Source organism: Lysinibacillus parviboronicapiens, assembly GCF_003049575.1.
GTDB lineage: Bacteria > Bacillota > Bacilli > Bacillales_A > Planococcaceae > Lysinibacillus > Lysinibacillus parviboronicapiens.
The window spans coordinates 1-13,683 of record NZ_PYWI01000051.1 but is presented as its reverse complement, the minus strand read 5'-3'; the positions used below and the strand labels follow the sequence as shown (position 1 = coordinate 13,683).

Here is a 13,683-nt window from a genome sequence, read left to right as displayed (position 1 = left end):
AAGCAGCTCGACCCCGCCCGCGGAAAGCGTCCGCCCGTAGTGGAAATCAACGGCTTTACTTTATTTCATTGTAAAAGAAAAAAGACTGTAGGCAAACTCAAAATTCATTGAGTTTGTCTACAGTCTGACGCGACTAGATGAAAGCTAGTCGCTTTTTAGCGTTCTAGCTTTCATTTTTTATTAGTTAGTCATTTACTAGCATCGGTACATTTTTACCTAGCTGTCATGACTCGATTTGCATTTCTAACGTTCACCCTTGCATAATAAAGCGAGAGGTGTTTAGCAGTGGATTTCATCGAGAAAATGATCAAAGTATGCTTGATTGTTGGTTTTGTCATGTTGGCAGGACGTCTAGTAACAGCAATCTGCACATACTATGAACTTGAGTTTCCGACATTTTTTACAGATTACCATGTCGTCTCACTAGTTATACTAGCAATAGGTATTATCGGTAGTGAGATAATAAATGTCCGAAAAAAGAAAGGACGAGCGTAAATGACGGTCTGGCCGAAGGGTGTAGCAAAGCCAGCAATACGGGCCTTAAATGCGGCGGGTTATACAGAGTTGAAGCAATTGGAACGGATTGCTTTAGCTACTTTAAAAGATTTACATGGCATGGGGCCAAAAGCGTTAGCAGCGATTGGGACGGCACTGAAAGAAAGAAGGAATTCTAGTGAATAAGCTAACATTGTTTTTACTCGCAATGGTGGTCTATTATATCATTGTTGTTTTTGTGATAAGTAAGTTATTTATCATTCCCTTAATGAAATTTATGGCACTCATATTCTTTCTTGGGGCAGGCTTTATTTTCTCGCGTAAAATGCGAAAGAAACTACAGTAGGAGGTCTTTATGAGAATCGTAAAGTTAACTTTATTTTATATGGCCATTATCGTTTTAGCGATGGCGTTATCCCTAGCAGGAGTACGCATGTCAGTGGCACTCGGTTTTTTTGCACTGATTGTAATGGCTATGATTTATAGACATATACATATTTTATATCGAACGAATAATATGCAGCTGGTTGATAAATTTGTAAGAGCTCGTCAAAAGCAGCCATTTTTTGCTCATATTTATGCGATAGCTTATGGCTCCCGAGCAGATCAAATTGCGATACTGGCACATGTTGCGAGCAAAAATAAACAACCAACGATAAAATATAATTATTTGTTTAATAAAGCGCTGCTAGAGGAGAATTTGGGAGCGGCAAAGGAAGCGGCACAGCATATTGATAAAGAGCCTATTAAAAGTTATACGGCGTGCTATATTGCAGCACTTGAGGGCAGGACTTCTGATATGCATAGTGATAAGCTAACGCAGCCGTGGATGCAACCAGCGATTGAAGCAGCGTATGCTCATCAGCTAAAAGATAAGGGTGAATTCGAACGATTTGCAGGCTACAGTATCGACGCCGCGCGTGGTGTACAAAAATATGCCTTAATACATACCTTTGAGCAAATGACAACGGACATAACAAAAAGCTAGGGCATCTAATCACTGTGCCACTAGCTTTTTACTTTTTTATCGAGAAAAAGTCCACGAATGATGCCAAAACTAAGAATAATAAATAACAGAGCAAGGAAAATGTAGGCTTGCCATTGTTGCAAAATACGGTTGTGTCCAAAAGCAATCATTAAGTCATTCAAGAGTGAATACGTAAAATATAGCAGTATACTATTTTTAATGAGGCAGAATGTAAGAATGCCATTTTGTCTCTGTACATGAGATAGCACAGGCTTATTTTTACGTTGCACAGGATAAGCAGCTTTTACTTCTAAATAATGCAAAAGTAAAAACAATAGCAAAGCTACAAATGGTAAGTAAAAGATAGCAATTTTCGGTCCAAACTGTGCGTGGTCACTCGTAAAGCTTTGTAAAATTGGAATGGAAGTGGGCAGTTTCCGATATTGAATAACTGTTGCTGTAAGTCCCGCTATAAAAATGGTTGCAACAATCAAGGTCAGCTGGTTACAGAAACGTGGTGTCGGTGTTTTTTGTTGTTCGTGCATGATGTCACCTCGTAAATCTCGTCTTTTAAAATAGCATTCTGTTATACTGTAACATAAGATTTACATCATGTGCGTAGCAGGAAGAAGGATTTCATGGAATACTTGTTATTTTTATTGATTGGGATTGCGGGTAACGTGATTGGCACGTTAGTCGGAGGGGGTGGATTAATTACATTACCCACAATGATGTTGATGGGGGTACCGGTACACTCGGCGATTGGAGCGAATAAGGTGTCCAATATGGTCAGTGCCTTTTCAAGCTTTTATATGATTTTTAGAAGAAAGGAATTAACCTGGGTGGAGATGCGTTCCGTATTATTAGTGTCCTTAGTTGGTGGCACGCTTGGAGGTCTATTTGCCTCAGTTCTGAGCGGTCAAACTTTGACACTGATAGCGATTATTTTGCTTGGCTTTGCGCTAGTAATGTCCTTTATTGGTGGGGCAGATTTTGGGGATAAGGAAAGCTTTACGATGAATCGCATAAATGGGCCCATCCTGCTCGGTGTCGGATTCTATGATGGCTTATTTGGCCCTGGTAGCAGTACATTGGCGCTGTATACATATGCACATCAAAAAATAACGTACATGAAAGCAGTCGGCCTATCACGTGTTGGTGTTTTTGCCATGTGTTCAGGAGCTGCGATTACCTATATTGCGACAGGCAAAATACAATGGTCACTAACACTTGTGTTAATGGTCGGATCAATTATTGGTGCGCAAATTGGCATTGTCATTGCAAGGAAGGTTAAAGCAAACCAAGTAAAAATCTTACTGCGTGTTGTGACAATTGTGCTTATGCTACAGCTTGTTTATGATTTCTTCAGTCAGTTATAAGGAGGGGTAGTATGTTTGAAATTACACCATATCCAGCTTTTTCGTGGTCATTTTCACGCCATAAAACGTTAACAAGCTGTACGAGAAAATATGGCTATGAATATTATTTTGCCCATAATGGCTGGCTAAGCTATAATGTGGAGCCTTTCCATCAACATGCCTACCGCTTAAAAAAACTACAGTCGATGCCTATCTTATTTGGTCAGATTGTCCATCATTTGATTGAACAAGCAATAACCAATTATATTCAAACGGGTCAAGTCACGTCTGTGGCTGAGCTTGTCAACCGAGCACGTGGTCAGCTCAATGCAGCATTTATCGATTCTACGAGGCATGTGGATTTATGGAGACAAAAGCCCAATAAATTTTATATGATGCAGGAAATCTATTATGATGGGCGGCTTAACCCTGAGCTAGTACATGACTATAAGGAACGCTTGGAAGCGGTATTTGAAAACTTTCTACAAAGTGAGACATTTCAGCAAATTACCGCACAAACAGGCTCTTTGCGTATTGGGGAGCCTGAACAATTTCGCTCCATGAAGATTGAGGATATACAAGTTTTTGTGGTGATGGACTTTCACTTTTATGACGAGATGAATGATAAGTGGATCATTATTGACTGGAAGACAGGTGGGGCGTCTGAGGACGACCGCCAACAATTAGCGTTCTATGCTTACTATATCCAGCAAAAATATGGTGTAGCTCTGGAACAAATTGATGTGTACAATGAATATTTAGTAACAGGTCAACGAAAAAAGTATACCTTTTCATCATTGGATATGGATAATATCTTGCACACTTTTCAACGAAGTGTCTTGGAAATGAAAAAGTACCAAGCTGATATTTTCACCAACGAACCTGTAGATTTTGAGGACTTTGAGAAAACCACTGATGAATGGAAATGTATCCGTTGCAATTTTAAAGAGCTTTGTAAGTGATAAATTTATACAGATGAGCAAAAAGTGACAGTAAAAGCCAATCTATCAAATTGTTATTGATGGGCAACCACTCCTTGACGAGTGGTTTTTTGTATGTATAAATTCATCAGCATGGAGGACAAAACGTAATGATAGAGTTTAGTGCTGTTTTACAACTGGCTGAATAAACGCGATTGTGTCCCTAAATCAATAGTGCCAGGCGAACCATCGTAAGACAAGTGGGAAAATTGAGTCAAATGAACATTATATGAGGTATTATTAAACAAATGGTGCAGGGTTAATAGAAGATAGAGTCAAAAAAGATGGAAATAACCATATCAAAGAGTATGAGTAACATTAAATAAAGGTATTTAAATCATAAACCTTAAGAAGGAGTGTAGCAGGTATGTTTCACCCAAAAGATGTTTTGTCTGATCAGTTGTTAGCTAATGCAAACGATCCAAGTTGGTACGTTCCATTTTCACAATGTGTGAAAAATTTAACAGAAGAAGAAGCCTATTGGAAGGTGAGTGAAGAAAGTAATAGTATTGCCGAGATTGTCCAGCATTTGCTTTATTGGAACGAAACGTGGCAAACAAGGTTTAAAGAACATAATGTTCATGCCGTTGCAGCTATAGAGAGTAATGACAGTACGTTTACCATTTCGAAAAATAAAACATTCTATGAACTTCAAAAAGAACTATTAGAAGTTCTTTTACATTGGCAAGAAATATTAACAGAAGAACAACTAGAAAGCGATGTTCAAGGGTACTTTAATGCTAAATGGTGGCAAGTCTTGGGGAATGTAACGACACATAATGCATATCATATCGGTCAAATTGTATATATTCGGAAGATACAAAAGAGCTGGAATTAGAGCAAAGAGGTCTTTATAGTTAGAGAACGAACCTGGGCTCTTTTATATAAAATTGATAACTAAAAAGTGACCAACGAATGATGAGTAATAGCAATATAAAAAAACCCGGAAATAACATTCCGGGTTTTTGATTAGCACTTACATTTACTCCTCCATGACACACTGCCTCGCTTCCGCATGGTATCCTAAGACAACAGTACTTTAGCTTTCATCAGTATTGATGGTCCTTCAGAGCTATCGATCAATCGCACTCATCGGGTTAACCCTCCTAGTCACTTGGATTCGAAGTGAAATCTTTAATAGTATAGTTCAATTTATTATTTTTCATACGCATTATTTATTGTAAAATAAAGTTTTTACTATACGGAGTCAACAAAATACGAAAATTAAAGAAATCCCAGTATTAATCCAATGAGACTGTACGTTTGGATGCATGGATACTGCGAATGTAATATATAATAACAGAAGTGTTTATTGCGCCATTTAATGGAGCTTGATTTTAAGCATTTTATGTAATTGTCATAGAAGGTATTGTAAATCATTAATTTCTTACTAGCAGTTTGACATCAAGGTGCCTCTATGCGTCAATGGATGCCAGTAGAACAATCCTTGTGCTTAGACGGTAATTTTACTGACAATGATAGTTTGTTATAGGATAATGGTGTTGGATTTGCAAGATTTTATATTAAGGAGAAGACTCCAAACAGAAGGAAGTGCCAAAGATGAATTTAGAAATGGTTATGCAGGAGCTTGAAACACTTGGCAAGGAACGAATTAAAAAAACGTACATATCCAATGGTGCGCATGAGCCGCTTTTCGGCGTGGCTACAGGTGCTATGAAACCAATTGCAAAGAAAATAAAAATAAGTCAGAGTTTAGCTGAAGAGCTATATGCTACAGGGAATTACGATGCAATGTATTTTGCAGGCATTATTGCAGACCCACAAGGCATGACTGAGTCGGATTACGATCGCTGGATGGATGCGGCGTATTTTTACATGCTGTCCGATTATGTGGTGGCCGTAACTTTATCAGAGTCAGATATTGCACAAGAAGTTGCTGATAAATGGATCGCAAGCGGTGAAGAGCTAAGAATGTCAGGGGGCTGGAGTTGCTACTGTTGGCTTTTAGGAAATCGACAAGATGTTGAATTTTCTGAAAGTAAAATTTCTGATATGCTTGATATGGTGAAAAATACGATTCATGATTTGCCAGAACGAACGAAATCAGCTATGAATAATTTTCTATACACCGTGGGGATTTCATATTTGCCACTCCATGAAAAGGCAGTCGAGACCGCAAAGGCAATAGGAACAGTAGAAGTCAAACGGGACAAGAAAAAAAGCAGTTTCCTAAATGCCTACGAAAGTATTCAAAAAGAAGTCGATAAAGGAAAGCTTGGTTTTAAACGCAGGCATGTCAGATGTTAACGCATCGCCTCGAATCGTCATCAATGTTCCATTATCCGGACATGGATTTAATTTTTTTATCGCTATTTTGTTGGTATTTATATAGTTAGATTTAGAAGCTAACTAGTAAAAAGGAGATCTAATTATGGCTATATTAACAGATTACGCTAGTAAACCTGATTGTGAAGTTGAAATAAATTTACAATTAGTGAATGATGAGAGTGTAAAATTCCATATTCATTTCCGCTCCGGTCCTGCTTTTCCAGAGGTGCATACGGAAATCGTTTGCTTAAAAAGAGACTTCTTAAGGTTATTAGATGATTTAAAACAAATCGATATTAAACATCTAAGCATGCTAGAGGCTCATGATCCCGGGTTGTGTATTTATCATATTCCGCTATTTGGCAGTTATTATTACCCGGGCTATGGTTTTCTGCAAGTACCCGAACACGAAAGGGATGAATGGGAGCCTTATTATAGATTAATTTTTGTGTTAGATGCAGGTGAGAAAAATAATTATAGTGCAACAGAAACTGGTCCTGCATTATGTCTAAAGGTAAAAATGGAACAAATAAATGAATTTGTTGCTTGTTTGAAATTAGAAGTAAATAATTTTTAAATGCATAGCTAGCATTGAACATCCATTAAATAGGATATTATATGCAAATGAATAAATGACAAAAATCAGGTGATCAAATAATTTTGAACATTTGAACTTTTTTGTGGGGCGAAAAAGGTAACAGAGCCTCATAAGTTATTCATTTTTATGGCTCTAATAATTAGTAAAAATTCCTCCAATACATATACTCCATGAGAAAGCCTAAAGGATGATAATCCATCCTTAAGGCACCCCATATACCTCCACGTAATCCATGTAATTTCATATAATCCTCCATCCACCCTCATTTTAAACTAAGCGCCAGTATAGTTCTTTTAGAATGCTTTATCCATTTCAGCAGTGACGGCGTCTATCATAACAAAGCTACTCGAGTGATGGACTTAAAAGAATGTAGTTTGACATTCAGAACATTGGTTTTACTTTTGAAGTCTAATTGGATAAAGGTGTTAATAATTCATCACGTGGAGCCATCACTAAAAAGAACGAGGTGAACGAACTTGTATCAATTCTAAAAATTCTTTATTATTGAGATAGGGAAAAATTAGTTTTTTTGGCAATGATAATATGCGATCAAGGGGAATTAGCTATGAGCGTAAACTTACAAGAGATAGTAAAGGATATGAAAGATAGGATTGATTTTTCAGGTGCAGTATTTGTAAAAGGGAAGGATAAAGAATTGTTATTAAATCAAAACTTTGGTTATGCAAATCGGTCAGAACAAATAGAAAATCGTTCATCCACTCGTTTTGGCATTGCATCTGGCTGTAAGCTCTTTACTGCTATAGCAATTTGCCAACTTGTTGAAAGAGGGGAAATTTCTTTTGATTCTAAATTGAGTGCGTGCATTAACCATAATTTTAAACACTTTGATGATGAAGTAACAATCCATCATCTTCTAACACATACCTCTGGAATACCTGATTATTTTGATGAGGAACTGATGGATGATTTTGAAGAACTGTGGATTCAAACACCCATGTATCGAGTGAGAACTTTAAAAGATTTCCTACCTTTATTCCAAGACCTACCGATGAAATCGAAAGTTGGAGAAAGATTTCACTATAATAATGCTGGATACATTTTACTTGGCTTAGTTGTAGAACAGGCAAGTCAAAGCAACTTTGATGAATACATCCAAAAAAATATTTTTCAAAAAGCGGCTATGACGCATGCAGGTTTTTTTGAATTAGATGCGCTACCAGCTAATACAGCACAAGGTTATATCGATTTTGAAGATGGTACATGGAAAACAAATATTTATTCCTTACCAGCAAAAGGTGGTTCCGATGGCGGCGCATTTGTTACTGTACATGACATGAACAAGCTATGGGATGCGCTGTTGAGTTATTCATTACTAAGTGAAAAAGTAACAAAGCTGTTACTGACCCCACACGTTCAGGAAAATCAGGAAGACTACTATGGTTATGGATTGTGGATTAAAAAAAGACATGATGCAGTGCTTAAATATCATATTATGGGTTATGATCCAGGTGTTAGCTTTCACTCTGCTTATTATCCTGACGTATCCATCAATGTGGTTGTTTGCTCTAATAAGTCAAAAGGAGCATTTGCTATCATGAGTGGTATAGAAGAACAATTGATAAAAACCAAAACCTTGAATGCACAGAATTGTTCGATGCTGATTTAAATTGTTAAACGCTGGTGAGAGTTTCACTCCTACGTTATAAAAAAACAATATTTTGAGATTCGTAAAGGTAGATAAAGGGCAGGTGCAGTTGATTTGAAATTTGAAAGTGTTGCTTATCCGGCGTTTATTAAAAGAGAAAACGAGGAGTACGGCGTTTATTTCCCAACGTTACTTCCGGAATTTGGATGGGAATATTCTTTAAGCGCGGGTTGCACGAAACAGGAAGCGCTTGTCAAGGCGAAGAAGGATTTAGCTTATTTGTTAGCAGGTGTCTTATATGATAATGAAGATTTACCAAGTGATGCACCGATCCCTGCTGACTTTGTTACGGAAGAGATGGAGCTTATTTTCATCACAACGTCTTATAGCGATTATGCAGATGAAATTGAGGAGCATTTGCCTTGGCGTCATTGGCATATTTATTTTAATCGGGATGATGGCGATTTCCAAGCTGTTGCTTATAAGAATAAGCATGGGCTTTGGGATGTGAAAGTTGATTATTTACATACTTAGGTCGAGCAAGAGCGGTTGCTAGAAATTTGTCCAACTTATCCGGTAATTTGCACGGTTCGACTACGTACAGAGGCGGAGGAAGTATTCGATTGTTTTGTACGCAAAGTAGTAGAGACATAAATTTAAGCCCGGTTATGTAAATTGTAAAAATCAGAGTGAAAGTTCCAAAAACAGTTGAGAAGGAGGCGTTATCCTCGTTTATTATGGTACCTTGCGATATTTTCCTCTACCATCGAATGTGAGGTATTATGTGACTTAAGGAGATGCCATCTTTAGCGGGGGCGTTTTAGATGTTAAAATTGTTAATTCAGAAAATTTCAATTGCAATTATTTCCACAATTATTTTGGCATGGATTTTAAGTCTTTATTTTGGTTATACACCTAATGCACAAGAAACAGCAGATACAGCCTCCTTTTCCTACAGTACATTATTTATAATTTATGCTGTATATTCATTGGTGATTTATGCAACATTGGGCGTCATCATCTCCTGGATAATTGATATAAAAATTAAAAAGCAATTAAACCAAATAGTGTTTTATACAGCGAGCGGAGCAATTATCGGTGGCGTATTTTATTTATACACTTCTGCACTAGAGATTTTAAAAAATTTTAGAGAGCGATTCCCTGAAATTCAACTTGTATTACGTGAAATGACAACTGAGCAACAATTAAAAGCTCTTTATGAGAAAGAAATACACATTGGATTTTTTCGTACTAAACAAAATAATGGCATATTATCTTCAGAAGTTTGTTCGGAGGAATCTTTAAAGTTGGTTTTACCTCAAAATCATCCACTTGCTTCATTACCGGAAGTCTCCCTTCAATTGTTAATTGACGAGCCATTCATTATGTTTCCACGTCATTTAGGACCAGATTTTTATGATTTTATCACTAGCTACTTTAGTGAACAAGGTGTAAATTTAAATGTTGTTCAGGAAGCCATACAAATGCAAACGATCGTTAATCTAGTGGCAATAGGTATGGGGATTTCCGTTGTCCCATCCTCAGTAGAAACTTATAAACAATATGGCGTTATCTATAAAAATTTTAAAGAAACTTCTCCTAAAATAAATCTATATGTCGGATGGAGGCAAGATGGACAATCTGCAATGGTAAATCGATTTTTAACGATAGTTCGCGAGGTATATTGTACCTATCAATCCACTAAAAGTAATACGATCCATACATTTTCGAATGGGCAGTGAATGCTCCTCTTTCTTCATTTTAAAAACGCCTACCTATAATTGAAAGATAAGTGCGAGGTCATAAGGTGGACCATCAACTGACTGTGAAAACACCATTGGTTCAACTACCAATCAGTGGGGGATAAAGCCCCCCCTGACACAGTGAGTTAAAAATTTAACCTGTTTTGCTTGAATCGTATTCAATGAACCCATGTAGTACTTCATCAATTTGATTCAAGATTTCAGGTTGCAATTTGACATCAGCCGCGTAGGCATTTTCTTGTATCTGTTGCGGAGTTGAGGCACCTATAATTGCTGAAGAAACATTGTCATTGTGTAATACCCATGCTACTGCCAGTTGGGCTAAAGTAAGGTCAATACTACGTGCAATGGGTTCTAACTTCTGTATAGCAGTGAGTACATCATCATGCATCCAACGACGCACTAGCTTATCAAAAAATGGTTTACCAGCACTAGAATTAGCACGGGATTGAGCTGGCACTGGTTTTCCGGGCAAATATTTACCAGTAAGAATACCTTGAGCAACAGGTGACCAAACAACTTGTCCGAGTCCTTCACGTTGACATGTTGGGATGACATCTGTTTCGATAACGCGCCATAACATGGAGTACTAGGGTTGACTCGCGATGAGTGGGATTTTTAATTCACGGGCAAGCGCAGCCCCACGGGTGATTTGTTCTGCTGTCCACTCACTTACACCTAAATATAAGACTTTCCCTTGTCGCACAAGGTCTGCGAAAGCTAACATTGTTTCTTCAAGTGGAGTAGATGGGTCAAAACGGTGGGCATAATAGACGTCGATGTAATCAGTCTGTAACCGACGTAACGAGGCATGACAATTTTCGAAAATATGCTTACGTGATAACCCCCTATCATTGGGACCTTGCCCTGTAGGGTGGCAAACTTTTGTACATAACTCAATACTCTCCCGCCGTACACCTTGCAAAGCTCGACCAAGTATTTCCTCAGCTTTAGTTTCTGAATAAACATCCGCAGTATCAAAGGTTGTTATACCGACATCCAATGCTGTTTTTACACATGCTATTGCGGTATTCTCATCTATTTTTCCACCATGATTAATCCAGTTACCAAATGCAATTTTACTAATTGCTAATCCGCTATTGCCAAGTTTACGATACTCCATTTCTAGTGCCTCCTTCAAAAGTGATATTTACATTATAAAGTGCGCATATTAGTATGTATAATATATAAATTCTTGTAGATTTATATATAAAATATATAATAATTCCACTTAAACAAATTGATTTCTTAGATAATCTAAAGGTAGTAAAATGAAGGGTACAATTTGTATCCGAAAGAGGGGAATCACTCTAAAATGCCAACTTCAAAACGAAATTTAAGAATATGTGACAACGGACATAAGTACTATAAGAGTAGTGATTGTCCAAGTTGCCCTAAGTGTGAGCAACAGCGTAAACCTGAACATGGATTTCTTTCACAACTTTCTGCACCTGCCAGAAGAGCATTAGAACACAATGGAATAAATACTGTGGAACAGCTGTCAACGTATAGTGAAAACGAAATTTTGCAATTGCACGGAATCGGGCCAGCTTCATTGCCGAATCTTAGGGCTTCTTTAGAAGAAAAAGGATTATCGTTTAAAAAGTAATGTCATGCTGACAAAATGAAATGCACAAGCATACCTAAAAAGTCGTTAAGATTTTACAATCTATCATAAATAATATATGGTTATAGATGAAATAATTGTGAAAAGAGGTTTTGATTGTATATGATGAAACTTATAATCGCTCAATAAAAATTCTCATGAATTTTATATGGTAAAAGGTGAAATTAAGAGCTTGCTCTTAGTTCTATTTTCTATACTCTTTTACTGCCAGCGATTAGAAGACATTATATCTTATCAAAGCGAATTTCATGCTATTTCTTTGTATATCTATTTTTCGTGATAGGTATATTTATAGTAGCCAAAATTTGACCATGAGAAGAGATTCTTCTTATGGTCTTTTTTTGGTTATTTTAATTTGCGCATGAAGCCATTACAGGAGGGTGATTTAAAAATTATTGCCGATTTTACCAACTAAGCTCTTTTAAAAAATTAAATTATAACTGGAGGGGTAAGCATGAAGGAGTATCAATTGATCAGTGATTACAGGGACAATATAAAGTACAAGGAAAGCTTTAATGAACTTGCTAAGAAAGTATTTGCGCTCGATTTTCAGCAATGGTATGACAGAGGGTTTTGGAGTGACAATTATATTTGCTATTCCTATCTGGATGGTAATCAAGTCATCGCAAATGCGTCAGTCAATAAGATGGATATAGTGTCTAATGGTAAAGAATACAGAGCCATTCAAGTGGGAACCGTGATGACACATCCTGACTATCGTCATCAGGGGTTGGCTGCTAAGCTAATGAATCATATTATTAAAAAATATGAAAAGGATTGTGACTTTATTTATCTATTCGCAAATGACACGGTGTTAGATTTTTATCCTAAGTTTGGTTTTGAAAAGGTACAAGAAAGTAGTTTTAGCTTGAAGACCTGTCATTTAAAAAAGCTGACGGAAAAAGCTACTGTTCGTAAGCTCGATATAAACAATCAAGGTGATTTTGCATTAATGAAGGAATTTGCAGTCACAAGAACTCCTGTATCTTCAATTTTAGGGGTGAAAAACAATGAACATCTGCTAATGTTTTACTTAATCCTCGTATTCCATGACGCCATTTACTACGTGGAAGAGGAAGACGTGATCATTATATTTGAACAGCAAGAGCATGAACTTCATATTTTTGATATTATTAGCAAAAAAAGAGTTGGCTTAGAGATTATAAATTGTGTTGTTTCTACTGATATGGAAGTCATAAACTTCTATTTTACTGCAGATTTTGATTGTCCATACATCGAGACAGCATTTATCACAAATAGTGAAGACACATTGTTCGTTCGTCCAGTAGTAAATAGGGAAACGAAACATTTTTTATGGCCACTAACATCACATTCATAATAAGGGGGGCTAAAATTTGCAATTATTTGTTAGAGAGATGGATAACAGATGGGCAACTGAGCTTTTACATTGGACGTATAGTGCACCTTATGATTTTTATAATAATGAGCTTACTACTGAAACCCTAAAAGAAATACTCGATAATTCGTATCAGGCCATTGTCAATGACAAAGAGCAGTTGATTGGTTACTTCTGTACCGGAATATCTGCTCAAGTACCTAGTGGTCATGAAGTTGATGCATATTTAGAAAACGGGATCGATATAGGCATTGGCCTGAAACCGGACCTAACTGGAAAAGGTTTCGGTACAGAGTTTTTTTCATTTATTGTAAGTCATGTGCGACAAACAACGCATGCACCTCTCCGTCTGACAGTGGCAAAATTTAACACGAGGGCTATTCATTTATATGAAAAATTAGGTTTTAAGAAAAAACTAGAATTTAAACACCAAGCAATACGATTTATAACAATGTTGAAAGAATAATGCACACTAGAGTTGTTGTGTAAAAGAAATAGAGGTGACCAGATGCTCAGTGATATGCTCCCTATTAGGTAGACAGATTAAAAAATAAAATCTGTTTATCTAAGGGGAGCATTTTTATGGGGCGAAGTAAACATTCACTCGAGTTAAAACTACATATCCTTCAATTGTACGAAGAAG

At 36.9% G+C, this 13,683-nt stretch carries 16 protein-coding genes and 1 pseudogene; 15 read left to right on the top strand and 2 right to left on the bottom strand.

Annotated elements, in window-relative coordinates:
• The first annotated feature begins 285 nt into the window (after positions 1–285).
• The 4 genes from C9J35_RS22080 to C9J35_RS22070 are packed head-to-tail and all read left to right on the top strand — an operon-like array spanning position 286 to position 1,483.
• Positions 286–495 (top strand): hypothetical protein, encoded by a 210-nt coding sequence (locus C9J35_RS22080; protein WP_235616404.1) that lies wholly within the window; start codon positions 286–288, stop codon positions 493–495.
• Positions 496–681, top strand: a complete 186-nt coding sequence (locus tag C9J35_RS22075; RefSeq protein WP_054769985.1) for a helix-hairpin-helix domain-containing protein — start codon at positions 496–498, stop codon at positions 679–681.
• Positions 674–841, top strand: a complete 168-nt coding sequence (locus C9J35_RS23825; protein ID WP_167396038.1) for a hypothetical protein — start codon at positions 674–676, stop codon at positions 839–841. The genes C9J35_RS22075 and C9J35_RS23825 overlap by 8 nt, the downstream gene beginning before the upstream one ends.
• Before the next feature lie 9 nt (positions 842–850).
• Complete coding sequence (locus tag C9J35_RS22070) at positions 851–1,483, top strand: hypothetical protein (protein ID WP_054769984.1); 633 nt, start codon at positions 851–853, stop codon at positions 1,481–1,483.
• Between the two features lie 20 nt (positions 1,484–1,503).
• Here C9J35_RS22070 and C9J35_RS22065 read toward each other — a convergent pair whose 3' ends face one another.
• Positions 1,504–2,007 carry a hypothetical protein gene (locus tag C9J35_RS22065; RefSeq protein WP_107926961.1) on the bottom strand — a complete coding sequence of 168 codons (504 nt, stop codon included), beginning with the start codon at positions 2,005–2,007 and terminating at the stop codon, positions 1,504–1,506.
• Positions 2,008–2,100: 93 nt separating this feature from the next.
• On the opposite strand from C9J35_RS22065, the gene C9J35_RS22060 reads away from it, so the two are divergent.
• The 8 genes from C9J35_RS22060 (at position 2,101) to C9J35_RS22025 (ending at position 10,035) form a co-directional block, all read left to right on the top strand.
• Entirely contained in the window at positions 2,101–2,841 is a 741-nt protein-coding gene (locus C9J35_RS22060; protein ID WP_107926959.1) for a sulfite exporter TauE/SafE family protein, read from the top strand.
• Between the two features lie 11 nt (positions 2,842–2,852).
• Complete coding sequence (locus C9J35_RS22055) at positions 2,853–3,782, top strand: PD-(D/E)XK nuclease family protein (RefSeq protein ID WP_107926957.1); 930 nt, start codon at positions 2,853–2,855, stop codon at positions 3,780–3,782.
• A gap of 385 nt (positions 3,783–4,167) precedes the next feature.
• Entirely contained in the window at positions 4,168–4,638 is a 471-nt protein-coding gene (locus C9J35_RS22050; protein ID WP_054769981.1) for a DinB family protein, read from the top strand.
• Between the two features lie 722 nt (positions 4,639–5,360).
• Positions 5,361–6,068, top strand: a complete 708-nt coding sequence (locus C9J35_RS22045; protein WP_107926955.1) for a DNA alkylation repair protein — start codon at positions 5,361–5,363, stop codon at positions 6,066–6,068.
• 124 nt (positions 6,069–6,192) lie between these two features.
• A complete protein-coding gene (locus tag C9J35_RS22040) occupies positions 6,193–6,666 on the top strand; it encodes a hypothetical protein (RefSeq protein ID WP_054769980.1) in 474 nt (157 codons plus the stop codon).
• A 586-nt stretch (positions 6,667–7,252) separates the two neighbouring features.
• Complete coding sequence (locus C9J35_RS22035; protein WP_107926953.1) at positions 7,253–8,314, top strand: serine hydrolase domain-containing protein; 1,062 nt, start codon at positions 7,253–7,255, stop codon at positions 8,312–8,314.
• 93 nt (positions 8,315–8,407) lie between these two features.
• Positions 8,408–8,827: a type II toxin-antitoxin system HicB family antitoxin gene (locus tag C9J35_RS22030; RefSeq protein ID WP_054769979.1), complete on the top strand. Its 420-nt coding sequence runs from the start codon at positions 8,408–8,410 to the stop codon at positions 8,825–8,827.
• Positions 8,828–9,117: 290 nt separating this feature from the next.
• On the top strand, positions 9,118–10,035 hold the full coding sequence (locus C9J35_RS22025; RefSeq protein ID WP_107926951.1) for a LysR family substrate-binding domain-containing protein: 918 nt from the start codon (positions 9,118–9,120) through the stop codon (positions 10,033–10,035).
• Positions 10,036–10,189: 154 nt separating this feature from the next.
• Here C9J35_RS22025 and C9J35_RS22020 read toward each other — a convergent pair.
• A pseudogene (locus C9J35_RS22020) lies at positions 10,190–11,179 on the bottom strand (aldo/keto reductase family protein).
• 192 nt (positions 11,180–11,371) lie between these two features.
• Here C9J35_RS22020 and C9J35_RS22015 point away from each other — a divergent pair.
• From C9J35_RS22015 to C9J35_RS22005, 3 genes are all read left to right on the top strand, one after another.
• A complete protein-coding gene (locus C9J35_RS22015) occupies positions 11,372–11,665 on the top strand; it encodes an RNA polymerase alpha subunit C-terminal domain-containing protein (protein ID WP_054769986.1) in 294 nt (97 codons plus the stop codon).
• A gap of 472 nt (positions 11,666–12,137) precedes the next feature.
• Entirely contained in the window at positions 12,138–13,022 is an 885-nt protein-coding gene (locus C9J35_RS22010) for a GNAT family N-acetyltransferase (RefSeq protein ID WP_107926949.1), read from the top strand.
• Between the two features lie 16 nt (positions 13,023–13,038).
• Positions 13,039–13,506, top strand: coding sequence for a GNAT family N-acetyltransferase (locus C9J35_RS22005; RefSeq protein ID WP_107926947.1), 468 nt, complete (start codon positions 13,039–13,041; stop codon positions 13,504–13,506).
• Positions 13,507–13,683 lie beyond the last annotated feature (177 nt).